Raw genomic sequence first — 24,132 nt, forward strand, 5'->3', positions numbered from 1 at the left:
CGTTAAACGAGAACTTCAGGTGACGTTGACGGGTCTTCGTCGAGTCCAAGCTCTTCGGCGACTGCTCGTGCGCGACGAATCAAAGTTTGAACAATCTCTTCCTCCGCAACGGTTTCGACAACCTTGCCCTTAACGAAGATCTGTCCCTTACCGTTGCCAGAGGCCACGCCGAGGTCAGCTTCTCGTGCCTCGCCCGGCCCATTAACCACACACCCCATCACAGCAACACGCAAAGGGAAACTGACATCCTTGAGTCCTTCAGTGACTTTATCTGCTAAGGAGTACACATCAACCTGAGCGCGTCCACACGAGGGGCACGAGACGATTTCAAGCTTCTTTGGACGCAAATTCAAACTGCGAAGAATTTGTTCGCCGACCTTGACCTCTTCCACGGGGTCAGCCGAAAGCGAGACGCGAATTGTGTCACCAATTCCTTCGGATAGCAGGACAGCAAACGCGGTAGACGATTTGACAGTGCCTTGAAGCATCGGTCCAGCTTCCGTCACACCCAGATGAAGTGGCCAGTCGCCCTTTTCAGACAGGAGTCGATAAGCCTTAATCATCGTCACGGGATCGTGGTGCTTGACGGAAATCGCGAAATCATAGAAGCCTGCGTCTTCGAAGAGACGCGCTTCATTCACCGCAGATTCAACAAGTGCTTCTGGAGTCGCCTTTCCGTACTTCTTCAGCAAGCGAGGATCTAACGAACCGGCATTGACACCGATGCGCATCGCGGTGCCATGAGCTTTGGCAGCTGCCGCGATCTCGGGAATCTTGTTATCAAATTTCTTGATATTGCCAGGGTTGACTCGAACGCCGGCACCAGCTTCAATCGCCGTAAAAACGTACGACGGTTGGAAATGGACATCAACCACCACAGGAATCTGGCTTTTCTCCACGATCACCGGGATCGCTTCAGCGTCTTTGTCAGTGGGACATGCAATTCGTACAATGTCACAACCCGCTGCCGTCAGCGCAGCGATCTGTTGGAGAGTGGCGCCGATGTCCCAGGTTTTCGTGTTGGTCATCGACTGCACCGAGACCGGAGCATCGCCGCCGACACGAACATTTCCCACACTAATTTGGCGAGTCACTTTGCGAGCAGTGAGAGGTTCGTCAATCTCACGGACACTCGGAATTCCAAGTCCAATAGGATTCATCTTTTCTCCTTACAGGTAGCGCCACCACTTTAGTCGGTTTTAGAGCACAGGGTGAAGGACATCGGCCACAATCAGCGCCACAGTCATCACAATAAAGAATGCCACCACAGCCTGAGACAGGGGCCAGAGCGCCGCAGTATCTACTGGCCCTGGATCCGGACGACGGCGCAGAATCGCCCATCGCCGTCGGACGATCTCCCACAGGGCAGCGGCCATGTGCCCACCATCGAGAGGGAGAAGAGGCAAGAGATTGAAAATAAACAGTGACATATTCAGTGATGCCAAAAGCATCAGCATGTCAGCTGCTCGTTGCGTGAATGTGTACTGTTGCGCATCCGCGGATGCAATCTGACCTGCAGCGTCGGCTACCCCGACTAATCCGACAATTCCGCCAGGATCTCGCGGACTACCTGTCACGGTCGCGACGACGACGTCCCACAATGCAACTGGGAGTTTGACAATCACCGACGCCGTTGCAACAGTGAGGTTTCCCGTGGCAGCAAGTGCCTGCGACACGCTGGAACGCTCAGTCACAAAAGCTGGTGAAATTCCCACAACGGGAGTATTTCGACCAGGAATTTTAACAGCGGCGACGTTGATATACACCTGGCGTCCGGAACGTTCCACTACCACTGGCACCGACGTCGTCGAACTCAGCGCAATCTCATGTTGCACGTCAGCCCACGATGACACAGGGTGAGAATTCCACGACACAATACGATCCCCCACTTCCAGGCCAGCCAACTTCCCCGGGGCAGCCTGTTCACATTGCTCGCTGACGCACGAGTGGACTTGCGCGAGAGTCGTTGAGGGACGCGCAGTGCCGATTGCACACATTGACACAAGGACAAAGACGAGGGCGAGAAGAAAATTCACGAATGGGCCACCGAACATCACAAGGAGCCGCTTGGGCGCACTCAAGCGCCAAAAAGCACGGTGCTCTTGTCCAGCCGGAATTTCGTTGCGGCTCTCAATTCGCGCTTCTTCGGCCATCGTCGGGTGACCGGCAGCGTCGGTGATTTTCGTGCCTGCAGGAGCCGGTGGAAGCATCCCTGCTAAGGAAACAAATCCGCCCAGAGGGATAGCTTTGATCCCCCACTCAGTTCCGCGCCACACACGCGACACTAGTGTCGGTCCGAACCCAACAAAATATCGTGGGACGAGGACACCGAAGATCTTCGCTGGGATCAAGTGTCCAAACTCGTGTAAGGCAACACTCACAAGGATGCCCATGATGAAGATCACGACGCCGAGGACGAAGCTCACGCCATCACCTCGTGCGCGCACGCGCGAGCCCATTCCTCAACCCCAAGAACCGTTTCTAGGGTCAATTCACCGGGATGCGTGAAACGGGAAAGGACCTCTCCAACCGTTGAGATGATATCGAGGTAGCCGATGGCGCCATCCAAGAATGCATCGACTGCTTCTTCGTTCGCGGCATTCATCACTGCAGGATGCAGTGGGGAGGCCAAAAGGGCCTCACGCGCCATAGCAACTGCCTCGAAGCGCTCCTCATCGAGAGGTTCAAAAGTCCAACTCGTTGCGCTCTGCCACGAGTTGGGCGAGGCAACATCATCCAAACGAATCGGAGCAGAAAGCCCCAGGGCAATGGGCAGTCGCATATCGGGCGGAGAAACCTGAGCGATCGTGGAACCGTCGATAAATTCAACCATCGAGTGTACGACCGATTGGGGATGAACCACAGGAATAATACGGCTGGATTCGATGTCAAAAAGGTAGGACGCTTCGATTAATTCGAGGCCTTTATTCATCAAGGTCGATGAATTGATCGTTACCACTGGCCCCATGCTCCAGGTGGGGTGGTTGAGTGCCTCATCGGCACTCACCTGGGCCATCTGCTCGCGGGTGAAGTTTCTGAATGGGCCACCCGATGCTGTCAGAATCAGGCGCGCAACCTCGCTGTATCCATCCTGGTTTAAGCTCGTCAAGCCCTTGTGATGACGGCCCGAGCGCAACGCTTGATAGATCGCAGAATGTTCAGAATCCACTGGAACAATCTGTCCCGGGCGCACACATGCATCGGAAATCAACCCACCGCCAACAACGAGCGATTCTTTATTTGCCAGTGCAAGCGTCGCGCCAGACTTCAGTGCTGCGAGGGTGGGACGCAGACCGACGGAACCTGTGATCCCATTAAGAACGACGCCGTCGCCGGCAAGACCCGCCACTGCGCACGCAGCATCTTTTCCGACGAAAAGTTGCGGGAGAGCTGCGCTCGTCAATGCTTCATAAGCGTCACGGAACGCCGATACTGACGCTGAATCAGCTAATGCCACAGCTCCGACGCCGAACTCATGCGCTTGCTTCGCGAGCAGTCGCACATGTGACCCGCCAGCAGCGAGTGCAACCACATCGAAAAGACCGCCATGACGAGCAATAACATCCAGTGCTTGAGTTCCGATTGAACCGGTTGACCCGAGAATAACGACTTTCATTTCACTCCACTGCAAGAAGGACACTGACCACGCGGTCGAGGAACACATCCACCACAGCTTCGTCGTATGCCTTGGCTCGTTTTGCAGTAGCAAACGTTGCAGTCCGCACCTGCGAGGACGTCAGAGAACCGTGTCCATCAAAGTATGCCGAGACGCGCTCAAGAAGATCGTCAACATCGGTCTTGCGATATCCGCGTCCTTGGGCGTTGGCAAATCGTTCACCCCGGGGGCGCAACAGACGTGGATAAAGAGTCTGTGCCTGCCCATAAGCGGCAGAAAGCCATGCATCCTCTCCGTCTTGGGCAATCACATCGGCACGACGACGCTGGACGAACGCGGCTTCCATGCGATCCAGTGCAGCATCAACAATCGCCGGATCGTAACCTCCTTTGACCCAGTCGAAATGAACCGCGCGAATTGACTCCTCGTTGAAAGTCACATTTTCTTTTCCTGAGTAGGCATCCTTGGCCTGCGCAAGAAACGCATCTACCTGTGCCGGGCTATACCCGAACTCTTTGTCCGGTACATGGACGAATGTCTCACTCATGAGTTTCCTCCCGTTCTTTCGCGTTGAGGCGATCATCAAGGTCTGACGGTACTTGCTGGTGAGAGGCAAGACGTGCCTCCACACGCGCTTGAGCTTTCGCTGCCCGGCGAGCAACATGTTCGCGATCGATGACTTCTGCAGCGAGCTGGCCACACGCACCATCGATATCAGAGCCGCGAGTATCACGAATTGTTGTCGAAATTCCCGCATCTTGGAGAGTGCGAACAAATGTGCGCGTGACGTGATCCGTGGATGCGGTCCAAATTGATCCAGGCGTGGGATTGAGTGGAATAGGATTCACATGGGCCCAACCGTGGCCGCGTTTATTGAGTTCCGCAGCAAGAAGCTCAGCGCGCCACTTATGGTCATTCATGTCTTTGATCAGCGCGTACTCAATCGAAACACGACGTCGAGTCTTAACGAAGTAGCGGCGTGCGGCATCGAGTAACTCCCCGGTTTTATATCGCTCATTGATCGGAATGAGATCGTCTCGTAGCTCATTGTCGGGAGCGTGCAGCGAAACAGCAAGGGTGACTGGCAAACCGCTATCCGCGAGCTTGTCAATCATCGGGACCAGACCAACAGTGGACACGGTGACATTACGGGCCGACATCCCGAATCCTTCAGGAGCAGGATCGGTCATACGGTGCAACGCCCCCATCACGGCTTTGTAATTCGCCAGTGGCTCTCCCATTCCCATGAAGACGACGTTGGTAATGCGAGTCGGCTCACCGAGGACACCTGACTCTGCCGCCACCATATTCAGCCGCAACTGCTCAATGATTTCCGCCGTTGAAAGATTGCGTGTCAGTCCGCCTTGACCGGTTGCGCAGAATGGACAAGCCATTCCGCAACCTGCCTGAGAAGAAATGCATAGAGTCGCACGATCAGGGTACTTCATCAACACCGACTCAACGACCGCCCCGTCGAAAAGCTTCCATAACGTCTTGACTGTTGCACCGCCGTCGGCAACCAAATCACGAACGCGGCTGACCAACACAGGAAAGACTTTCGTCACAAGCTCCTCACGCATCGACACCGGAAGATCCGTCATCGTCTGCGGATCAACATTGCGGTGTTCGAAGTAATGCACCGAGAGCTGATCGGCGCGGAAAGCGGGAAAACCAAGGTCTTTCAATAACGCACGGCGTCCTTCCCGATCCAAATCGGCAAGGTGACTGGGGGCTTTCCCCTTGCGTTTTTCTGAAAATGACAGGAGTGGCCGCGGACCACTCTCAACGCGAGGCAGAACCTGCTTGTTTTTCTTCACCGTGTTTCCTAACTTGCCATCGTGAACACCACATAGCACAGCGGTGCGCAGAAGAGAATTGAATCGAGCCGATCGAGCATACCGCCGTGTCCGGGGAAAATCGACCCCATATCTTTCACTCCGAGGTCACGTTTAAGCAACGACTCTGCGAAGTCACCCATGGTGGCAAATACCGGTGATAACACACCTAAAGCAATGACATATGGCCAGCTCAAGCCAAGAACCATTCCGGCGAAAAGGAAAGAAATCAAGAGGGACAGCAGTTGTGAGCCGATGAAACCTTCCCACGATTTCTTGGGCGAAATACTCGGTGCAATGGGGTGTTTCCCAAACAGGACGCCCACACACCAGCCTCCGACGTCGTTCGCAACGGGCAACAAGATAAAAGTAAGAACTGCGAATGCTCCCTTGTCCATTGCCGCAATCGCAATGGCAAACATGCCAAATAAACCAATCCAGGACAGGACAAGTACACCAGCTACTGCGTCAGTGAGGGAATTGTCTCGGCGAAAAACTCGATTGATGCAAATACAACACCCCACCCCGAGGAAGAAGCTCAAAAGCCCTGCTCCCATTCCTCCGGCCCACGTCGAAATCACAATTAACGCCACAGCGCCTATCACCACAGGATAGGCAATAGCGATCGATCTGCTGAGGAATGCGCCGGCAGCCTCCCACACAGCAATCGACAAAAAGACCACAGCGAGGGCAACAAATATTTCGATCCGAACGAAAAGAGATATCCCGAGCACTGCGAGCAGGACGACTGCGGTGGACACAGCCGCGGGTAGGTTACGGCCTGCCCTCGAAGTGATCTCTTGTGGAGGACGCGGCGGGTGGGGTTCCAGCCGCGCCCTCAAAGTAGATCGTTGAATCACGATCAGACCTCCATAAGGTCCTTTTCCTTGGCTGCAAGAAGAGTATCGACCTGGTCGGTGAACTTCTTGGTCAAGGTTTCAAGCTCTTTCTCTGCGCGATCGACCTCGTCTTCTCCGGCCTCGCCGTCTTTCTTAATACGGTCAAGTTCTTCCTTCGCCTTACGGCGAACGCCGCGTACCGACACGCGTGCGTCCTCGGCTTTGCCCTTGGCAAGCTTGACGTATTCCTTACGGCGCTCCTCGGTCAGCGCTGGAAGATTTACACGAAGAACCTGGCCGTCATCGGTGGGGTTCACGCCGAGATCAGATTCCTGGATGGCGCGCTCGATATCCTTCATCGCCGAACGATCGAAAGGCGAAATCACCACGGTACGAGCTTCTGGCACTGACACGGTGGCGAGTTGCTGCAAAGGCGTCGGGGCGCCATAGTACTCCACGATCAACGAGGTAAACATTTCCGGGTTTGCACGGCCAGAACGAATCTTGCCAAATTCATTGCGGGCAACGTCAATCGCCTTGCCCATCTTTTCTTCAGCTTCGAGCATTACGTCGTCAATCATCAGTTTTCCTTGAGAGTAGTAGAAACGAGGGTTCCAATTTTGTCACCACGAAGAGCCCGGGTGACGTTGCCCGGCTCGGCCATGCCGAACACGCGCATAGTCATACCGTTTTCACGGCACATTGAGAACGCGGCGGCATCCACAACCTTGAGGTTGTCGCGGAGGGCGTCCTCGTAAGTCAACGAGTCAAGCTTGACTGCGGCAGGATCGGCCTTCGGATCAGCGGTGTAGACGCCATCAACACCGTTCTTCCCCACCAGGAGCTCATCGCATCGAAGCTCGAGAGCACGCTGAGCAGAGACAGTATCAGTGGAGAAATATGGCATTCCCGCACCTGCACCGAAAATAACAACGCGGCCCTTTTCAAGGTGGCGAATTGCTCGCAGCGGGATGTACGCCTCAGCAATTTGCGCCATATTGATAGCTGTCTGAACACGGGCATTGACGCCAGCTCGCTCGAGGAAATCTTGAAGAGCAACCGCATTGATCACGGTGCCAAGCATTCCCATATAGTCTGCACGAGCACGGTCCATACCGGTTTCTTGCAGCTGCGAACCGCGGAAGAAGTTTCCTCCACCCACGACGATCGCAACTTGAACACCGTCGTCAACAGCTTGCTTAATTTCCTGCGAAACGCGTGTTAGCACGTCGGTATCGAGCCCGACGCTCCCACCACCAAACATTTCTCCTGAGAGCTTGAGAAGAACTCGACGCTGGTTGTCTTCGTTCCAATCACCTGGGGTTGCGCTCATTTTTGTCCTTTCGCACGCGACTTCTCCACTATCCTACCGTAGGGATGAGAAACGGGCGCGCAGGAACACTGAGCCACTGAACAATCGCTTCCCGATGCCACCACAGCCACATATCATTCCTGACCTCATCCAGATACACGGTGTGGAGCGTGACGAAGCCAACCATGAAGGCACCTTGCAAAAATAGTTTAATCGTAAAATAATTGGTGGGTTGAAAATGTGCATAGGCGTGGAAAAGACGCCTATTTGCCATGATGTCGCAGGTGAAGGAGGAGCAGTGGAGCACGAAAAACAGCCCTATCAAGTTGGGGATAATCCTCGGAAGTTTTCAGTCCCGGGAACAGAACGAATTTTTGATCGCAGCGAACTCCTCACCGTTTTGATGGTGCCGTTAGCGATGGTGCTGATGCAGATCTCGTCAGTCAACATCATGCTCGATACGATGTCGCATTCAATCGGCATGGGACCGGCTGGTCAGCAATGGGTTTTGGCAGGGTACGTCCTGGCAACGGGAATCGTGCTCATTCCAGCCGGACGATTGGGCGATATTTTTGGCCGTTCCTCGCTGTTTGTCATTGGTTTGGGCGTCTTCTCCCTCGCATCACTTGCCCTGACTTTTGCGCCGAATTCGACCTACCTCAACATCGTGCGTGCCATTCAGGGGCTTGGAGGCGGGCTCTTCGCGCCCCAAACCACTGGGTTGATTCAGCAGTACTTCACCGGCCGTGCGCGTGCCAAGGCTTTCGCGATGTTCGGACTTGTTGTGGCGTTCTCAGTGGCGGCTGGTCCACTTTTGTCTGGCGCTCTCATTACCTGGTTCGGGCCTGAAAATGGATGGCGCGGATCGTTCCTCATTAACTTCCCGTTGGGCCACATCGGAATTATTTTGGCTTTCCGCTGGTTGCCGTTCACAAAAGAGCGTCGCCACGTCGGTTCGCACGCCCATGAGTTGGAAGCTCAGCATAAAGCTGAAAAAGCTGCCCACGGTCAGCCAGTGACCACAAGCAAGATTGACCTCGATCCGATTGGTGCTGCTCTGATCACCATGAGCGTTTTGGGAGTCATGCTGCCGTTTACTCTGCAAGGAACGTGGAACTGGGTTTTCCTCCCTATCGCAGTAGTTGCGTTGATTGTTTGGGTGCTCTGGGAACGCTCGTACAAGGCGCGCGGCCATTTCCCGATGGTGGATATGGAGCTCTTTAGAATTCCCTCGTATTCATATTCAATGGCGATCACCGGCATCCAGTTCATGGGAGCGACATCCATTTTTGTCATCCTCGCGATCTACATGCAAGAGGGCCTCAACGCGCCGGCAATGCATGTGGCCCTCGTTGGACTTCCGTCGGCAGCTCTTGGCGCTGTTGGTTCCTATGTGGCAGGACAGTATGCCTTCCAGCACGGCCGTGGAATTATGGTGTTCGGCTTGCTTGTCAATCTTGTTGCAGTCCTCAGTTCGACCGCTGTGGTGATTGGTATTGAGCACACTGGCATGAGCTACTGGTGGCTTGCGCTGGCTCTGGCTCTTCAAGGTGTTGGGCAAGGAACGCTCAACACGGCTAACCAGACCCAGGCGATGCTCGAGGTTCCGACCTCGCACGGCGGAACGGCGGGCGGCGTGCTCCAGGCGGCACAGCGCACGACGACGGCGATCGGTACCGCTGTGATCACAGCCGTTTTCTTTGCCACTCACAGCACATCAAAGAACTGGCATGTTGCAACGATGAGCGCTTACCTTGTCATCGCAGGGATTATCACCGTAGCACTGGTCATTTCGTTACTGTTCTGGCGCAAGGATTACGCTGTACGTCATCCCAAGCAAATGAAATAAAAAGAATGAGGCACCACCGATTTTTCACTGACACCTTATTCTTTGAGCATTCTTCTAGCCTTCACGAAATTGAACGCCCATGCCCGACTCAGGATAATGCCAGGTCAGAGTTCCTTTCGGCATGATCGCCAAGCATGTGCCACATTCAAGGCACGCTGCAAACTCAGCGTCGATATGGCCATTTTTGCCGCGCGAATATACGTGAGCTGGGCAGCAATTGATTAACAAATCGCCACTCCCAGTTTGTTCAACAACGTCTTGGTGTACCTCAATATGAGAATTCCCTTCGTCAACCTCATAGACGTTCTTCGCTAAGCGCATGGGCACCGGTTCAGGCTGATACATCATAGTGCTCGTATTCCTTTCCAGGCGATCACCGCAAGTCGGGCTACCGAGATCGGGCCTTTGCGCAACGCATCCCACGCTGTTGACACGAGTGACTTTCGCGGCGTGGTATCGAGATTGAAAATACGGTAGAAAATGTCGGCCACAAGTTCACCCACATCGCCGAAAAGTTCCCGGGTTTCCAAAAACTCTGGCGCACGTCGGTAGGTACGCATATCCTTGCCGACCTCTGAGCGAGCAAGATTATCAGCATATTTTTCTAGCGAAAGCCGGGAAAAATCGCCTGCTTCAAGAGCCTCGTGAATAGCATGTGCTGCATCGCGCGCAGAACCAGCAGCCAAGTCCATGCCTCGAATCGTCAGGCCAGTATTGAGCGTGAACCCACCGGCGTCACCAACGATAACAAGGCCATCGTGGACAAGGTCACCCACCATATCCTCACCGCCTTCAGCAACGAGGTGACTTCCGTATTCAAGCAATTCACCGTCTTTTATTAGCGGCGCGATTCCAGGATGCGTGAGGTAGTGATCATGGATGTCTGTGGCCGAGAGGCCGCTTTGCGCGAAGTCATTGAGCTTGACAACAATTCCGAGCGAAATCGATTCTGTATTCGTGTACAAAAAGCCGCCGCCGAGAACGCCCTTCGTCGCATCTCCAACAATTGCATAAGCCGTGCCCTGGTTACCGCTGAGGTGGAAACGATCCTCGATCACCTCTCGTGGCAATCGGATAACAGATTTCACCCCAAGGGCAAGATTTTTTTGCGGCTGAGCTGCCCGAATTCCGGCACCCTGCGCAAGGAATGAGTTCACTCCGTCGGCCAAAATAGTGACCTTTGCGCGTAGCTGCTCGCCGCCTGCCTCGACACCTGTGAAGTATGGGCCTTCGCGAAGAAGTGAATCAACCTTGATCCCGCTCATCACTGTCGCTCCGGCGTCTTCAGCCTGTTGTGCAAGCCACGGATCAAGCTTCGCACGAAGAACAGAAACAGCATTGATCGGGTCCGCGAGGCGTTCGTCAGTGTATTCAATGTTCACTGACGATTTTTCATTGAGGAAGCTGACAACGTTGCGCGTAATGACACGTTCGATTGGCGCTCGACGGCTGAAACCCTCGATGATGTCATCCATCACCCTCGAATAAAAGACTCCACCCGAGAGGTTCTTCTCCCCCACCGTTTCGCCGCGTTCGATCAGCAGAACCTCGTGTCCTTGCTGAGCTAGAAGATACGCAGCGACAGAGCCGGCGACACCAGCTCCCACCACGATGACGTCAAAATCGTAATCGATCATCGAAGTTCTTTCGCAAGAGCAGGAAGAATCTCATAGAGGTCACCGACAATCCCATAGTCGGCGAGTTCAAAAATCGGCGAAAGTTCGTCGTCGTTCACGACGATGATTGTGCCCGACTTAGCGATCCCAGCCGTATGCTGGATCTGGCCAGAGATGCCCGCCGCAACATAAACTTCTGGGGCAACGACATATCCAGAGATTCCCACGTACTGATCGCGTCCGAACCAATGGTTTCCGTCGACCAGAGGACGAGTTGCTCCGATTTGGGCATCAATCGCCTGCGCGAAATCGCGTGCAATCTCAAGATCCTCATTCTTCTCAAATCCTCGGCCAACCCCCACGATACGCTTGGCTGATTTGAGATCCACTTTTTCTTTTGCTGCAGCGTGAGTTTCGTTGACTCTCGCGGCATAGCCCGCCGCTGTCACTGTCTCAACTTCTGCAGCAGCTCCCTGCCCTTCGTCTCCGCCGTCGGCCACAAGGACGACGACGCCAGTACGCGCCACGCGTTCCTCAACCAGTCCGTAACGGATACGAGTGACGACATCATCGACCGACGTCGCCCCCGTGATGACAGGCGCACCGAGCGAGGCTGCGATTGCACCTGCAATCACGCGACCAGCGGCCGTATTTTCAACAACGACGATATCGTCGCCCGAGGCATTCACGCGCTGAGCAACAGCCCCCGCAAGAGCTTCAGCCGGCGTCTGAGGATCAAGAGGGAAACGTACTGCCCGGTGAACGCCCATGATCGGAGCATCGCCGATCACGATAGCCGTCGCATCAGCGCCTCCTGCCAGGTCAATGAGATGGGAGATATTCGAAGATGTGGTAATAATCCATGAAGTCATGTCGTGGCCTCTCATAAAATTCCATCGGCGCGCAACGCCGTCGCGAGCTCGGATACAGAATCGAAACGAAGATGCTTGCGAGGAGTCGGTTCGGGCTTCGATGTGCCAATGACATCGAAGGCCACCGGCTCGACATCAATGTGGTCAAGAACTTCAGCGGGCTTCTTTGCTGCAGCCAAAATTTCCTTCATCGACGGCGCTGCTGGCTCCGCTGCGTTAGGATCCACACTGATGACAACAGGGCCATCGACGTCGATCGTTCGCGAGCCACCTTCCATGTTCTGGGTGAGCGTAAACCCGCCGTCACGAGCATCAATACCGATAATGTCTTGGAACGCCGGCCATCCAAGCACGCCAGCAATGAGCGCACTCATCATCTTGGCTGACTCATCGACAGACGCATCACCGGTGAGAACAATGTGAGCGTCGTTTGCGACCGCGAGGGATGCGAGAGCACGAGCAATGTGCGTGGCATTCCAGGAACGAGTGGCGTCATCGGCAACGATCACTGCACGATCGAGTCCCTTCGCCAGTGCATTGGAGCGAGCGGATTTGGCTCCAGCAGCGCTTGTTCCGACGCAGACGCCGACAACTTCAGTACCGAGTGAGCCTGCCAGTGTACGGCCCACAGTCATCGCCACTGGATCGTATTCGCTGACCGATGGCTTGGCGCGAGAAAAATCGATCACGCCGTTTGCGTCAACCGAGGCATCTTGCGGATTTGAGGCGAATTTGTACGCCACCACAACGCTCATTTGTACTCCTTGCGTTTACTTACGCCGCTGAGGGCCCATACGGTCAGTAGTCTACCGTTTTCTCATCCTCTCCTCCCACCACCTGTGTCTCACACGGCACCAAATCACATGCACAAAGAAAGCATGTGGGGCCAGGAACGCCGTAATACAAAGTGTGACAAATATGAAGGGTGGCGGATAAACAAAAACTTGGGGCGTACGGAAAACCGCACGCCCCAAGTTAAAGCTCAAACGATCAGGCGTTCTCGCCTACGCGAATGCGCTTGAAACCGGTCACCTTGCCACCGGCCTGCTCAACAACCTGGCCCACGGAGAGCTTGGGGTCACGAGCAAACGGCTGCTCAAGAAGTGCAACCTGCTTGAAGAAACCACCGAGGCGGCCTTCAACGATCTTCGGAACTGCCTTCTCTGGCTTACCTTCCGAGATGGTCAGCTCAGTGGCGATACGGCGCTCGTTCTCCACTTCAGCTTCCGGAACGTCCTCACGTGAGAGGTAGGACGGGTTCATTGCGGCAATATGTACAGCAACATCGTGTGCAACCTCAGCGCCCTGAGCGTCGGTAGCCACGAGAACGGCAACCTGCGGAGGGAGATCGGTAGCGGTGCGGTGCATGTATGCCTCAACATGCTCACCTTCGAGAACTGCGAAGGAATTGACGTCGATCTTCTCGCCAATGACGCCGGTCTTCGCGGTGATGAGCTCAGCAACAGTGGTCTCGCCAGCCGGTGCTGCAAGGAGCTCTTCGAGAGTGTTCACCTTCGATGCTTTAGCGGCTTCGAGAATCTCGTTTGCGAACTCAATGAAGGACTCATTCTTCGCAACGAAGTCGGTTTCAGAGTTGACTTCGACGATGATGCCACGCTGATTGCCCTCTTCGCCCTCAATGTGCGACAGAACGAGACCAGCAGTAGCGGTGCGATCCTCGCGCTTAGCGGCGATCTTTGCACCGCGAAGACGCAGCAGTTCCTCAGCCTTGGCGGTATCGCCTTCAGCTTCGGTGAGAGCGTTCTTCACGTCCATCATGCCAGCGCCGGTCTTTTCGCGCAGCGCCTTGATGTCAGCGGCAGTAAAGTTTGCCATTGGTTTCCTCCAGTTAAATCAGGCCTGCTCGGCCTCGGCCTTGGTCTCTTCAGCAGCCGGAGCTTCTTCAGCCTTCTCCGAATCGGCAGCGAGAACTTCGCGTTCCCATTCTGGCATAGGCTCTTCAGCAGCTGCGGAACCGCCGCGTGCAACAAGACCCTCAGCAACGGCGTCGGCGACGATGCGGGTCAGGAGCTCGATGGAGCGGATCGCGTCATCGTTGCCCGGGATCGCGTAGTCAACCTCATCCGGATCGCAGTTGGTGTCGAGAACAGCCACAACCGGCACGTTGAGCTTGCGAGCTTCTGCGACGGCGAGGTGTTCCTTGTTGGTATCGACGATCCAGACAGCTGAAGGCACCTTCACCATGTCACGGATTCCGCCGAGGGTCTTCTCAAGCTTTTCCTTCTCACGGCGCATCATGAGCAGCTCACGCTTGGTGTACTGCGAACCTGCAACGTCGTCGAAATCGACGAGCTCAAGCTCCTTCATGCGCTGAATACGACCGGTAACGGTCTGGAAGTTGGTGAGCATACCACCGAGCCAACGCTCGTTCACGTACGGCATGCCGACGCGCTCGGCCTGCTCGCGGATCGGGGTCTGCGCCTGGCGCTTGGTACCCACGAAGAGGATGTTGCCGCCGTGTGCGACAGTTTCCTTAACAAATTCGTAGGTGCGATTGATGTCATCAACGGTCTTGCGAAGATCGATGATGTAGATGCCGTTACGATCGTTGAGGATGTAACGCTTCATCTTCGGGTTCCAGCGGCGGGTCTGGTGGCCGAAGTGGACGCCAGCTTCAAGCAGCTGGCTCATGGTAACGACTGCCATTGGCGGTCCTTTCTCACGCACGGATTTTCCGTGCTCTTGGGTTAATGTTTTCCCGCGGGATTGCAGAAAAACCCTGGTGCGTATCCGTTGAGCCACCGGATTTTTCCGGACCTTGGCGCATCGGTTCGCTAACGCACGCGATGTCTGTTAGAAAACAGCTTTCTCAGCTTACACTGTTCACCCGCGTAAAAACTAGTTCTCGTGCGGGAAAGATCGTGGTGTGCGCTATAAAGTTTTCTCCACAATGACGGCATATGTGGGCTATATCCACAGCATGTCTCTCTTCCCGACGAAGGGGCGTTAGTTGCGCCCATACTCAAGTCATGTACTTCTCATTTGTTTGCTTGATTGCCTCCACTTTTCTTGATCTTTCTCAGTTATTGCCTCCGTCTATTGATCTTGCGCATCTGACTCACGAGAAGATTTTGCGCGATGGGCTCCCTCACGCGAATATCCCGCCATTACGTTTCCATCCAGGACGAAATGCATCGCCCGCAGCTGAGAACGCAAAGCCTGCGCATTCACCCCACGTCGAATACGAGCGGCCCGGCGATGCTGTTCGTCGGCGATACGTGTCACCGACCGGCGAAAAACCTCGTGTTGTATTGGGCTACGCCCCAGGGGAACATAACTGGAATGCGGGGCGGCGCGGTGTCGATCTTGCCCTTGCCGAAGGTTCGCCCGTGTTCGCTTCAGCTGCCGGACGTGTCATCTATGCGGGGATGCTCGTCGACCGAATGGTGATATCGATTGAGCATGAAGGCGGTCTGCGCACCACATATGAACCAGTCGATCCCATTGTTTCTGTGGGCGCCACAGTTACTCAAGGCCAGCAAATAGGTGCTGTTCTTATCCGCCCCTGCCCTGGCGAAAATTGTCTTCATTGGGGCGCAAAATACGGCTCGAAAGATTACATCAACCCGATGTCGTTGCTCAATGGACGAATCCGTTTGATGCGATAACGGATCTTCCCATCGCGTTCTTAAGCGCGGGGGTGCGCTTGGGAGAAGGCTACTCGCAAACGTTCAGCCGACACATGTGTATATCGTTGGGTCGTACTGAGCGATGAATGCCCGAGAATTTCTTGGACTGTGCGCAAGTCAGATCCGCCGTCAAGAAGGTGTGTAGCGGCCGAGTGTCGCAAATCATGAGGCGAGATATCAGGGACACCCGCGAGCGCAGTCAGCGAGGAAAGTGCTTTGCGAACGGTCCGTGGATCTAGTCGTCCTCCCCGCGCACCAAGAAAAAGAGCACAAGTGCGGGAAGACCCGGGAATACTCGCACGCGCGGTCAACCACGCCATGAGCGCCTCACGCGCTGGTCGACCAAATGGAACGACTCTCTCCTTATCCCCCTTGCCCCGCACGGTAAGTGTCCCCTGCGGCAAAATAGATGACACGTCAAGGCCCGTCAGTTCTGACACACGAATTGCCGTACCATAAAGCAACTCGAATGCTGCCCAATCACGCGTGGCAATAGGATCACCCTCCTGAGCAAGTTCATGGGCCACAGCAAGAACCTTTGCCGCCTGTTCCTTGGTCAGAATGTGTGGAAGTTCGTTTGATGCTCGAGGTGATTTAAGACGCCGAGCAGCATCAACTCTGGTGTATCCGTTTTTATAGAGCCACGTGGAGAAGGTGTGAATTGCTGCAGAATGGCGTGCCAGCGATGCCCGCGCTTGTCCATGCTCGCTCGCACTTGCCAACCACTCTCTCAGATCAGTGAGCTCGAGATGCGGCAGCGACTGATCAATGTCATCAGAGCGTGCTGAAAGGAACATGAGAAGTGAGTGTGCTTCAGAAAGATACGCTCGCACGGTATGAGGGGACAGTCCTCGTCTGACTTCGAGTTCATTGCGATATTTGTCCAAAATCTCATCCACACCTCTACTCTAGAACATTGGTTGGATAGACGTCCGTGGGTAGAACGCACAGGCTATGTCATGATTGTCAATGGCATAACGACCATCGGCCCTCGTTATATCGGACCTTCCCCTGTGCTCTCAGCCGCGCCATTCCATCAAGTGCCTCAGGCAAACTCACCCCTGCGCAGCGCGCGACATCGGCAATTTGGCTTCCTCCTCTTTTCGGCAAGGCATCAAGTAATCGACGAGTTAACGGATCCAGGTCATCATCGTGTGGGGTGAAGAAAGACTCCGCCGCAAGCGGACTCGAACCAAGTGGCTCAATAAGCTCAATGATGTGCTCAGCTGAGGTCACCAAATTCGCTCCATGTCGAATGAGCTCATGGCATCCCACCGACGTCGGCGCATCAATCGGCCCTGGGAAGGCGGCAACTTCACGGCCGATCTCCATGGCATGACGCGCCGTGGACAGAGCTCCTGACCGAAATGGAGCTTCGACAACAACTGTGGCAAGGCCGAGAGCTGCAATAATTCGATTCCGCGCTAAAAATCTGAATTTATAAGGTGCACATCCGATAGGCGACTCCGAGACAACCGCGCCTGCACGATACGTTTCTTCAAATAAAGAGTCGTGTGACGCCGGGTACGCTCGATCAACCCCAGCGGCGCTGACAATCACTGTACGTCCACCTGCTGCGAGTGCTCCGCGATGCGCACATGCGTCAATTCCGAATGCTCCCCCAGAGATGATCGCAATGCCTCGTGACGCAAACATAAAAGCGATATCCCCTGCAATCCGACTTCCATATGAGGAACAGTCACGTGATCCCACGATAGAGAGGGCAGGATCGCTAAGGGCCTCAATATTGCCGCGGATCCACAGTGCTAACGGCCGATTATCACCAAGAGAATCAAGTTGCGATGGCCACTCAGAGTCCGAAGGAATGAGTACAGCGGTATGGAGTTTATCTAAACAGCTATATTCAAAGGGACGAAGTGTGCGCATTCGTGACAGCCAGCGTGGTCGCATCTTCTGCTCTTGCAGAACTAGCCCCTGACCAGTTTCGACAGCAGCCAAACCAGCGACATATCCTAGGCGATCCACCAATCCCACAGCTATTGGATCTGGGCCTTCAGTAATGCGCGTCCAATCGATCGCTGCCTTGTGCTCATCATCGATTCTCATTTCTTTTCCTTACATCGTCATTTTCAGGTTTGCTGCGATATATAAATCAGCAGTAGTAGGAGCGTCATGGCCTGCAAGATCAGCAATGGACCAACTCAATCTCAAAATGCGATCAATTGCCCTCATCGAGATTGCGCCAATTGAGAGATCTCGATCGAATTGTTGAGCGAGTGCATCATCCACGTGGGTATTCGTGCGCAACCACGCACCTGAAAGGTCAGCGTTTAATTTTCCGGCACCATGCCGATACTGTGCGTGGTTCGCCCGCAGTCGTTGCCGTTCTCTCGCCTGCTCAATCTGCGTTCTCACCTGCGCTGTACTCACAGTTCCTCCCGCATTCAGGGCCATACGGCTGGGGCGTCGAAGGACGAGGTTGATGTCGATTCGGTCCCTGACTGGGCCACCAAGATTGGCCCGATAAATCATGCGATCTCTGGCAGTACAGGTACATTGGCCAGGACCGTCAAAAAGTTTTCCGCACCGACACGGATTCGCCGCAGCAACCAATTGGAAACGAGCTGGATATGTCACTGTGCCTCGAGCGCGGTTGATTTCCACCACTCCTCGTTCAAGTGGTTCGCGAAGTGATTGGATTGCTGCTGAGGAAAATTCGGGAAATTCATCGCAATAGAGCACGCCACAATGAGCCTTCGTTACAGCCCCTGGTTGGGCAATTCCGCTCCCGCCGCCAATGATCGCAGGTGCGGTTGCACTGTGATGAATGGATTGGAGAGGAGGACGTGTCGGAAGCCCACTAAACCCGAGCCCTGAGAGGGACTGGATCGCCGCAACTTCCACCGCTTGTTCACAGGTCAGATCAGGCAAAACACCTCGGAGGCGTTCAGCAAGCATAGATTTACCCACCCCCGGTGGCCCTACCATGAGCATATGGTGCCCTCCGGCTCCTGCAACCGTCAGACCGAAGATCGCTTCTTCTTGTCCACAAACATCACTGAGATCACCGATGTATTCTTCTGATTCGATGACCGGTTCTGGGAAACAAAGGTCAATTTCTGGAGCGTCTTTTACCCCTGCCAAGCGAGCCAATTGCGCCAGATGAGAAATGGGTTCAACGTCCATGCCGGGAACGAGTGCCGCCTCGGTCGCGTTTGCTGCCGCGACAATTGCCTTCGAAAACCCCTGCCGCTGCGCGCAAAGCACGGCAGGAATAACACCACGAATGCCTCGGACCGATCCGTCGAGTCCCAACTCCCCAAGCAACACCGTGCGATCATCAAATCCCCTTGCTCCCAGGGCACTCATGACTGCTGCCGCAAGGGCGAGATCAAATCCTGTCCCCGATTTGTGAAGATCTGCTGGGGACATATTCACGGTCAATTTCGAATTCGGCCACGGCATATTTGCTGCGAGAAAGCTGGCACGCAAACGTTCTTTCGCTTCGCCTACCGCTGTATCCCCGAGACCGACAAGTGTCATTCCGGGCAATCCGCTCATCGTCACTGCTTCAACGAGGCACATCGTCCCCTCCAGCCCACGTAGCACCACGGTATAGGCAGACCCGACATGTCCGTGGTGTGGCCGAACCATTGATTTTAAGGTCGTCATTGGACATCCATCACATGTTCGATGGAGTAGTCCATTCCGTCCACAACGCGTACGCCGATAATGTCTACTGCGATGCCCGGAGCAAAGCGCTGATGCTCGACAATCCACTGAAGGAGCAACACGCGAATTCTCTGCAGCTTTGTCGGTGTTACTGCAGCTTCCGGCGTCCCTTTTCCTTCGCTTCGCCGGGTCTTGACTTCGACGGCGACGATTGCCTCACGCTGAGGGTCGTACGCAACAATGTCGAGTTCTCCCCCACGCACTCGCCAATTTCTCTCCAGGATCGCCCAACCATGGCGCTCCAAGTATCGCCGTGCGCATTGTTCGCCCCATGCACCTAATTGCCGTGTTGTATATTCGTTCATCCCAAACCTCCTGGTTTGATTGAACGCCCCCATGTCCATCGACGTCGGCGAGGAAAGGGATCCTGTGGATACACCCGGCACGACGAGGTCGTGTGGACAAAATTTTCCGCCAGTTATCACCAGCGGGAAATACCGAGTTCACACCGCCTCAGTGTTCGAAGTTAATCTCCTTTGACAGATCAGGCTTATTCAGTTCCTCAACGTTAACGTCCTTGAAAGACACAACTCGTGCGCTACGGATGAAGCGTGAAGCTCGGAAAATATCCCATACCCATGCGTCGGTGAGAGTTACTTCGAAGAAGATATCGCCTCCGTTAGAGGCACGCACCTTCACATCAACATCATTTGCTAGGTAAAAGCGCCGCTCAGTTTCGACGACGTAGCGGAACAAGTTCACCACTTCGCGGTATTCACGATACAGCGCAAGTTCCGCGTCGGACTCATAATTTTCAATCTCGCCCATGTTCGCCTACTCCTTTTCGACACCTGGAAGATGCCATGACCTGCGGTGATATTCACTCGCCCCGAGCTTCGATAGAGCCACGATATGCGCGGGCGATGCGTACCCCTTATTCCTTGCCCAATCGTATCCTGGATGCACGGCATCAAGGGCGACCATCAATGCATCACGCTCAACTTTGGCGAGCACCGAAGCACAAGCGATCACCGCACTTGATGCGTCACCTTTCACTGTCATCGTGACTGGAACATTGGGTGGTCCGTCAATATCGAATAGCGAATCTGCACTCCACCAGTCGTGACTGCCGTCAAGTAGGACAACATCAAAATTCACTCCTGCCTCAGCAAGTTTTGCTGAGGCACGCGTCGCTGCCAATCGAAGGCCCCCGATGATTCCGCGTTGGTCAATTTCCTCGGCACTGGCATGTCCAACAGCACTGCCAACCACCCAGTCACGAACCGGTTCAACGAGTGACTGACGAACAGCAGCGGAGATCTGCTTCGAATCACGCAGCCTGCCAGGGAAAGACTCGGATGTTTCGTTGCCGACGACGGCGATCCCCACAGATACTGGACCTGCGAGTGCTCCCCGCCCGACTTCGTCAACGCCGGCGACGTAGGCTCCATCCGGCAGAGCACTCAGAGCCGCTCGTTCAAGCTCGCGCGAAGGCGTGATCACGGATGAGGAACCCCGTCAAATACACTGCCGTGGTCGGACAGACGTCCGAATCGGTTGAAAGGATAGATCGTCAGCCATGCACGGCCTTCAACGTTGTCCATCGGCACAAAGCCGAAACCAGACTGATTCTGGTGGAAACGTGAATCTGCAGAACGGTTGCGATTATCGCCCATCACCCACAAATGATTCTGAGGCACAGTCACCGAAAACTTCTCATCAGAAGGTTTGACCCCCGGTTTGAGATAGGTTTCAGTGATGGGCTTGCCATTGACGGTGACCTTTCCGTCAGCCGTGCAACATTCGACCTTGTCGCCGGGAAGTCCGATGACACGCTTGACCAGGTGGTCACCAACATTTTGCGGAAGCAAACCAACTGCCTGGCCAAAAGACGTGATCGCCTTCGATACAGGGTTCTGCTCGTACTGCGGCTTATCAGGCAGCCACCCACCCGGGTCAACGAAGACAATAACATCACCACGGTGAAGAGATGCTGCGTCGTGAGCAAGTTTGTTGACAACGATACGGTCACCAGGCACAAGGGTGTTTTCCATCGACTCCGATGGAATTTCAAACGCCTGGAGTAGATATGTTTTGACAACCGCTGCGATCAACAAAGCGATCGCAAGCACAGTAAAAAATTCGAGGAAGAATGACACTGTTGCAGCAATCATCGACTTCTTCGACTCCACAGCTTTTTCCTCTTTCGAGGGCGGCGGATACGAGGGTGGCATTGCTTCACTCTCAGTCATCACTCACCTCCAAAATCCTTCCCAAGCGTATACGAGTTCGTGTGTGAACGGCTTGATGAAGTGGCCGATTTTAGATTTCAATTCGGTCACAAAACCGCAGTCTTGTTGCGATGGCGCAGGAACAAAAAGTGGGCTCCGCAAAGAGCCCACTTTTCACGATGACACAAAAATCGGCGACTTGTTGATCAGTCGCGCTTCTCCTTGATCTTCGCAGCCTTACCGCGGAGGTTGCGCAGGTAGTACAGCTTCGCGCGGCGAACATCGCCACGGGTCACAACTTCAATCGAATCGACTGCCGGGGAGTGCAGCGGGAACTGACGCTCCACGCCCACGCCGAACGACGCCTTACGAACGGTGAAGGTTGCGCCAACGCCGGTGCCGCCCTTACGAGCGATCACAACACCCTGGAACACCTGGATACGGTGACGGTTGCCTTCAACAACCTTCACGTTCACCTTGACAGTATCACCTGCACGGAAATCCGGACGCTCCTTGAGCTGACCTTCCGCAATTTTCGAAATAATCGACATGATTACTCTCTACCACCCTGCACGCAGGTCAGAGTGCTTCCCGGGCTGTCGCCCGATCGTTGATAACTCGCCGGTATGCGACCCCCTGCGGCAGGCTACGCACACTTTTGATATGGCAAGACCCATCTATTATGCCAAATTCACGCGGCGAGCCAACACGTAATCCTCGTTAGGTTGGCCACCCACAGTGAAAGTTCGGCGTCCGGCAATATCGAAACCAAATTTTTTATATGCCTGCAAGGCACGCTTGTTATGAACCCCTGTACCGAGCCAGATGAACGAATGATGTTTTGGACCGTGGGTTGCCGACGCCGTCGCTAATACTGCGTCCATCAGTAACCCAGCAGCTCCACTTCCCCGCCATGGACGGGCGATGTAGAACTTCGACAGATACGAAGCACCGCCGAATGGCTCGTTTGCGCTAGTGAGATATTCGGTGGGCGCGCCTTCATCTTCATGCGCGATCTCGTCACCTTGCGGCGTGAAGAGCACGCAGTAACCGATAAGCTCATTTCCGGCCCACAAAGCCAGAACATGCGCATCCGGATCCTGGGCATACAATGCAAAATTCTTGGGGGAAAGATTGTTCGTGACGAATTCGTCGATCACACAACGATCCATGTCGCGCGGACATGCATCAATAAAGGTCTGGCCTGCAAGGGCTGCCAATTGTTCCGGCGTCGCTGAACCGACTCTCGCCAAGGCTGGATGGTGTGATTCTTTGCCTACCAGCCATCCAAGGTGGGCCAGTGTACGCCGGTCTTTCTTGTCGAGCTGGCTATTATCAAGCGCCGCAATCATATCCGGACGCCGATCAGCAGTCTTTTCAAGCGCACGATCGCGTCGCCAGCGAGCTACTGCACCATGATTTCCGCTCATCAGTACATGCGGAATTTCTCGCCCGCAAAAATTAGCGGGGCGAGTATAGACCGGGTATTCGAGGAGGCCAGCAGCTCCATGAGACTCCTCCACCAGCGACTGGGGATTCCCTACCATTCCTGGCAACAGACGCGAGACACCTTCAACAAGTGCCACCGCGGCTACTTCACCACCATTGAGAACGTAATCGCCAAGGGAATATTCACGAACTTCGAGGCTTTCGCGATAGTGTTCGGCTACCCGAGAGTCGATTCCCTCGTATCGTCCACACGCAATCACAATATGATCGGCATGAGCTAAGTCATCAAGTGTCGCCTGCGTTAAGGGAACTCCGGAGGGAGTCGGAATCGCAAGCACAACGCGCTTTCCCGTCATTTCCCCAACGACGTCGTCAATCGCTGCTTTCCATACGTCGGGCTTCATCACCATGCCAGCGCCACCGCCTGCAGGAGTGTCGTCAACAGTGCGATGAATATCGCTCGTCCAATCACGTAAGTCTCGCGACTGGAGATCAATAATGCCGCGTTGGCGTGCTTTTCCGACAAGAGAGAGATCCAGGACGGAGAAAAACTCAGGGAAAACCGACAGGATAGAGAATTTCACGCCTTGCGCTCCTTCTCATTGTGCTCGGCAGAACCGTCAACAACGATGAGCTCTTCTTCAGAAAATAGTCCTGGAGGGGCATCAATAACAACGCAATGATCATCGAGATCAACCTCGGTCACAATTTGCCAGACAAAGGGAACTCGGGTGATCACGCCATCGGGCTCGCGAACGATGAGCAAATCTTGAGCGGGATGCGATTCAACGTCAATGACGATACCGAGCTCGTATCCGTCAGGATCAAGGGCCTCAAGCCCTTTAAGCTGATGAGGGAACCAGGCATTTTCTTCGCTTTCATCGGTTTCCGACTCAATCACAAGTTTTACATCGCGAATCGTCTCAGCTTCTTCACGCGTGTTCACTTCAGCAAACTTTGCGTAGGTCACGCCCTTGTACTCACGGGTGCGCTCAATTGTCAGTGGCCCAGCGTCGGCAGGGTCGGTCATGAGCTGTGCTCCTGGCGCCAATCTGTGCTGCGGGTTGTCGGTTCGCACATTGAGTTTGACCTCGCCTTTTAAGCCGTGAGCTGGGCCCACGATCGCAACATTGAGCTGCATCTATCCTCCAGTTATTTCCCGTCTGCGGGGTACATTTCCTGTTATTTTAGAGCAGCAAACACAAGACCCGCGCCAAAGCGCGGGTCTTG

Annotated in this window: 26 protein-coding genes; 2 read left to right on the forward strand and 24 right to left on the reverse strand. The window is 54.6% G+C overall.

Translation table 11 applies throughout. The features are described from left to right. Positions 1-2 precede the first annotated feature (2 nt). The 8 genes from ispG to pyrH form a co-directional block, all read right to left on the reverse strand. Positions 3-1,160, reverse strand: a complete 1,158-nt coding sequence (gene ispG, locus P7079_RS05435; protein ID WP_278012274.1) for a flavodoxin-dependent (E)-4-hydroxy-3-methylbut-2-enyl-diphosphate synthase — start codon at positions 1,158-1,160, stop codon at positions 3-5. Positions 1,161-1,199: 39 nt separating this feature from the next. Beyond that, the gene (locus P7079_RS05440) at positions 1,200-2,426 is read right to left on the reverse strand and encodes a M50 family metallopeptidase (protein ID WP_278012275.1); all 1,227 of its coding nucleotides are present in this window, start codon (positions 2,424-2,426) and stop codon (positions 1,200-1,202) included. Continuing rightward, complete coding sequence (gene dxr / locus P7079_RS05445) at positions 2,423-3,616, reverse strand: 1-deoxy-D-xylulose-5-phosphate reductoisomerase (RefSeq protein ID WP_278012276.1); 1,194 nt, start codon at positions 3,614-3,616, stop codon at positions 2,423-2,425. The genes P7079_RS05440 and dxr overlap by 4 nt, the downstream gene beginning before the upstream one ends. A 1-nt stretch (position 3,617) precedes the next feature. Continuing rightward, a complete protein-coding gene (locus P7079_RS05450) occupies positions 3,618-4,163 on the reverse strand; it encodes a DivIVA domain-containing protein (protein ID WP_278012277.1) in 546 nt (181 codons plus the stop codon). Further along, positions 4,156-5,433 (reverse strand): dual-specificity RNA methyltransferase RlmN, encoded by a 1,278-nt coding sequence (rlmN, locus tag P7079_RS05455; RefSeq protein ID WP_278012278.1) that lies wholly within the window; start codon positions 5,431-5,433, stop codon positions 4,156-4,158. The genes P7079_RS05450 and rlmN overlap by 8 nt, the downstream gene beginning before the upstream one ends. Before the next feature lie 8 nt (positions 5,434-5,441). Continuing rightward, positions 5,442-6,212, reverse strand: coding sequence for a phosphatidate cytidylyltransferase (locus tag P7079_RS05460; RefSeq protein ID WP_278012279.1), 771 nt, complete (start codon positions 6,210-6,212; stop codon positions 5,442-5,444). A gap of 101 nt (positions 6,213-6,313) precedes the next feature. Next, a complete protein-coding gene (frr, locus tag P7079_RS05465; protein WP_278012280.1) occupies positions 6,314-6,871 on the reverse strand; it encodes a ribosome recycling factor in 558 nt (185 codons plus the stop codon). Next, positions 6,871-7,623: a UMP kinase gene (gene pyrH / locus P7079_RS05470; protein ID WP_278012281.1), complete on the reverse strand. Its 753-nt coding sequence runs from the start codon at positions 7,621-7,623 to the stop codon at positions 6,871-6,873. Before pyrH ends, frr begins: the two co-directional genes overlap by 1 nt. Before the next feature lie 277 nt (positions 7,624-7,900). Here pyrH and P7079_RS05475 point away from each other — a divergent pair, with 277 nt between their 5' ends. After that, positions 7,901-9,451, forward strand: coding sequence for an MFS transporter (locus P7079_RS05475; protein ID WP_278012282.1), 1,551 nt, complete (start codon positions 7,901-7,903; stop codon positions 9,449-9,451). 54 nt (positions 9,452-9,505) lie between these two features. On the opposite strand, the gene P7079_RS05480 is transcribed toward P7079_RS05475, so the two are convergent. From P7079_RS05480 to rpsB, 6 genes are all read right to left on the reverse strand, one after another. Next, positions 9,506-9,799, reverse strand: coding sequence for a ferredoxin family protein (locus tag P7079_RS05480; RefSeq protein WP_278012283.1), 294 nt, complete (start codon positions 9,797-9,799; stop codon positions 9,506-9,508). Next, the gene (locus P7079_RS05485) at positions 9,796-11,088 is read right to left on the reverse strand and encodes an FAD-dependent oxidoreductase (protein WP_278012284.1); all 1,293 of its coding nucleotides are present in this window, start codon (positions 11,086-11,088) and stop codon (positions 9,796-9,798) included. Before P7079_RS05485 ends, P7079_RS05480 begins: the two co-directional genes overlap by 4 nt. Continuing rightward, entirely contained in the window at positions 11,085-11,939 is an 855-nt protein-coding gene (locus tag P7079_RS05490) for an electron transfer flavoprotein subunit alpha/FixB family protein (RefSeq protein WP_278012285.1), read from the reverse strand. Before P7079_RS05490 ends, P7079_RS05485 begins: the two co-directional genes overlap by 4 nt. Positions 11,940-11,950: 11 nt before the next feature. Further along, positions 11,951-12,694, reverse strand: coding sequence for an electron transfer flavoprotein subunit beta/FixA family protein (locus tag P7079_RS05495; protein ID WP_278012286.1), 744 nt, complete (start codon positions 12,692-12,694; stop codon positions 11,951-11,953). 235 nt (positions 12,695-12,929) lie between these two features. Further along, positions 12,930-13,775, reverse strand: coding sequence for a translation elongation factor Ts (tsf, locus tag P7079_RS05500; protein ID WP_278012287.1), 846 nt, complete (start codon positions 13,773-13,775; stop codon positions 12,930-12,932). Positions 13,776-13,793: 18 nt separating this feature from the next. Further along, complete coding sequence (gene rpsB / locus P7079_RS05505; protein ID WP_278012288.1) at positions 13,794-14,606, reverse strand: 30S ribosomal protein S2; 813 nt, start codon at positions 14,604-14,606, stop codon at positions 13,794-13,796. Positions 14,607-14,929: 323 nt separating this feature from the next. Between rpsB and P7079_RS05510 the strand changes: the two genes are divergently transcribed. Continuing rightward, positions 14,930-15,568: a M23 family metallopeptidase gene (locus tag P7079_RS05510; protein ID WP_278012289.1), complete on the forward strand. Its 639-nt coding sequence runs from the start codon at positions 14,930-14,932 to the stop codon at positions 15,566-15,568. A gap of 20 nt (positions 15,569-15,588) precedes the next feature. On the opposite strand, the gene P7079_RS05515 is transcribed toward P7079_RS05510, so the two are convergent. From P7079_RS05515 to rimM, 10 genes are all read right to left on the reverse strand, one after another. Then, complete coding sequence (locus tag P7079_RS05515) at positions 15,589-16,488, reverse strand: tyrosine recombinase XerC (protein ID WP_278012290.1); 900 nt, start codon at positions 16,486-16,488, stop codon at positions 15,589-15,591. A 67-nt stretch (positions 16,489-16,555) separates the two neighbouring features. Further along, positions 16,556-17,656, reverse strand: coding sequence for a DNA-processing protein DprA (gene dprA / locus P7079_RS05520; protein WP_278012291.1), 1,101 nt, complete (start codon positions 17,654-17,656; stop codon positions 16,556-16,558). Positions 17,657-17,665: 9 nt separating this feature from the next. Further along, a complete protein-coding gene (locus tag P7079_RS05525; protein WP_278012292.1) occupies positions 17,666-19,222 on the reverse strand; it encodes a YifB family Mg chelatase-like AAA ATPase in 1,557 nt (518 codons plus the stop codon). Continuing rightward, positions 19,219-19,587, reverse strand: a complete 369-nt coding sequence (locus tag P7079_RS05530; protein ID WP_278012293.1) for a YraN family protein — start codon at positions 19,585-19,587, stop codon at positions 19,219-19,221. Before P7079_RS05530 ends, P7079_RS05525 begins: the two co-directional genes overlap by 4 nt. 148 nt (positions 19,588-19,735) lie before the next feature. Beyond that, positions 19,736-20,050, reverse strand: coding sequence for a DUF2469 domain-containing protein (locus P7079_RS05535; RefSeq protein ID WP_278012294.1), 315 nt, complete (start codon positions 20,048-20,050; stop codon positions 19,736-19,738). Between the two features lie 6 nt (positions 20,051-20,056). Continuing rightward, positions 20,057-20,725, reverse strand: a complete 669-nt coding sequence (locus P7079_RS05540) for a ribonuclease HII (RefSeq protein ID WP_376986596.1) — start codon at positions 20,723-20,725, stop codon at positions 20,057-20,059. Further along, positions 20,722-21,474 (reverse strand): signal peptidase I, encoded by a 753-nt coding sequence (gene lepB, locus P7079_RS05545; protein WP_278012295.1) that lies wholly within the window; start codon positions 21,472-21,474, stop codon positions 20,722-20,724. The genes P7079_RS05540 and lepB overlap by 4 nt, the downstream gene beginning before the upstream one ends. A gap of 185 nt (positions 21,475-21,659) precedes the next feature. Next, positions 21,660-22,004 (reverse strand): 50S ribosomal protein L19, encoded by a 345-nt coding sequence (rplS, locus tag P7079_RS05550; protein ID WP_278012296.1) that lies wholly within the window; start codon positions 22,002-22,004, stop codon positions 21,660-21,662. Between the two features lie 129 nt (positions 22,005-22,133). Further along, complete coding sequence (trmD, locus tag P7079_RS05555) at positions 22,134-23,486, reverse strand: tRNA (guanosine(37)-N1)-methyltransferase TrmD (protein WP_278012297.1); 1,353 nt, start codon at positions 23,484-23,486, stop codon at positions 22,134-22,136. Next, positions 23,483-24,043, reverse strand: a complete 561-nt coding sequence (rimM, locus tag P7079_RS05560) for a ribosome maturation factor RimM (protein WP_278012298.1) — start codon at positions 24,041-24,043, stop codon at positions 23,483-23,485. The genes trmD and rimM overlap by 4 nt, the downstream gene beginning before the upstream one ends. Positions 24,044-24,132: the final 89 nt, after the last annotated feature.

Source organism: Arcanobacterium canis (genome assembly GCF_029625435.1).
Classification (GTDB): Bacteria; Actinomycetota; Actinomycetes; order Actinomycetales; family Actinomycetaceae; genus Arcanobacterium; species Arcanobacterium canis.

Bases quoted from the DNA above. Each gene is read 5' to 3' on its own strand.
- ispG (WP_278012274.1), bottom strand. From the start codon at position 1,160: ATGAATCCTATTGGACTTGGAATTCCGAGTGTCCGTGAGATTGACGAA.
- dxr (WP_278012276.1), bottom strand. From the start codon at position 3,616: ATGAAAGTCGTTATTCTCGGGTCAACCGGTTCAATCGGAACTCAAGCA.
- P7079_RS05450 (WP_278012277.1), bottom strand. From the start codon at position 4,163: ATGAGTGAGACATTCGTCCATGTACCGGACAAAGAGTTCGGGTATAGC.
- frr (WP_278012280.1), bottom strand. From the start codon at position 6,871: ATGATTGACGACGTAATGCTCGAAGCTGAAGAAAAGATGGGCAAGGCG.
- pyrH (WP_278012281.1), bottom strand. From the start codon at position 7,623: ATGAGCGCAACCCCAGGTGATTGGAACGAAGACAACCAGCGTCGAGTT.
- P7079_RS05480 (WP_278012283.1), bottom strand. From the start codon at position 9,799: ATGATGTATCAGCCTGAACCGGTGCCCATGCGCTTAGCGAAGAACGTC.
- P7079_RS05485 (WP_278012284.1), bottom strand. From the start codon at position 11,088: ATGATCGATTACGATTTTGACGTCATCGTGGTGGGAGCTGGTGTCGCC.
- P7079_RS05490 (WP_278012285.1), bottom strand. From the start codon at position 11,939: ATGACTTCATGGATTATTACCACATCTTCGAATATCTCCCATCTCATT.
- P7079_RS05495 (WP_278012286.1), bottom strand. From the start codon at position 12,694: ATGAGCGTTGTGGTGGCGTACAAATTCGCCTCAAATCCGCAAGATGCC.
- tsf (WP_278012287.1), bottom strand. From the start codon at position 13,775: ATGGCAAACTTTACTGCCGCTGACATCAAGGCGCTGCGCGAAAAGACC.
- rpsB (WP_278012288.1), bottom strand. From the start codon at position 14,606: ATGGCAGTCGTTACCATGAGCCAGCTGCTTGAAGCTGGCGTCCACTTC.
- P7079_RS05510 (WP_278012289.1), top strand. From the start codon at position 14,930: ATGTACTTCTCATTTGTTTGCTTGATTGCCTCCACTTTTCTTGATCTT.
- dprA (WP_278012291.1), bottom strand. From the start codon at position 17,656: ATGAGAATCGATGATGAGCACAAGGCAGCGATCGATTGGACGCGCATT.
- P7079_RS05525 (WP_278012292.1), bottom strand. From the start codon at position 19,222: ATGACGACCTTAAAATCAATGGTTCGGCCACACCACGGACATGTCGGG.
- P7079_RS05530 (WP_278012293.1), bottom strand. From the start codon at position 19,587: ATGAACGAATATACAACACGGCAATTAGGTGCATGGGGCGAACAATGC.
- P7079_RS05535 (WP_278012294.1), bottom strand. From the start codon at position 20,050: ATGGGCGAGATTGAAAATTATGAGTCCGACGCGGAACTTGCGCTGTAT.
- lepB (WP_278012295.1), bottom strand. From the start codon at position 21,474: ATGACTGAGAGTGAAGCAATGCCACCCTCGTATCCGCCGCCCTCGAAA.
- rplS (WP_278012296.1), bottom strand. From the start codon at position 22,004: ATGTCGATTATTTCGAAAATTGCGGAAGGTCAGCTCAAGGAGCGTCCG.
- rimM (WP_278012298.1), bottom strand. From the start codon at position 24,043: ATGCAGCTCAATGTTGCGATCGTGGGCCCAGCTCACGGCTTAAAAGGC.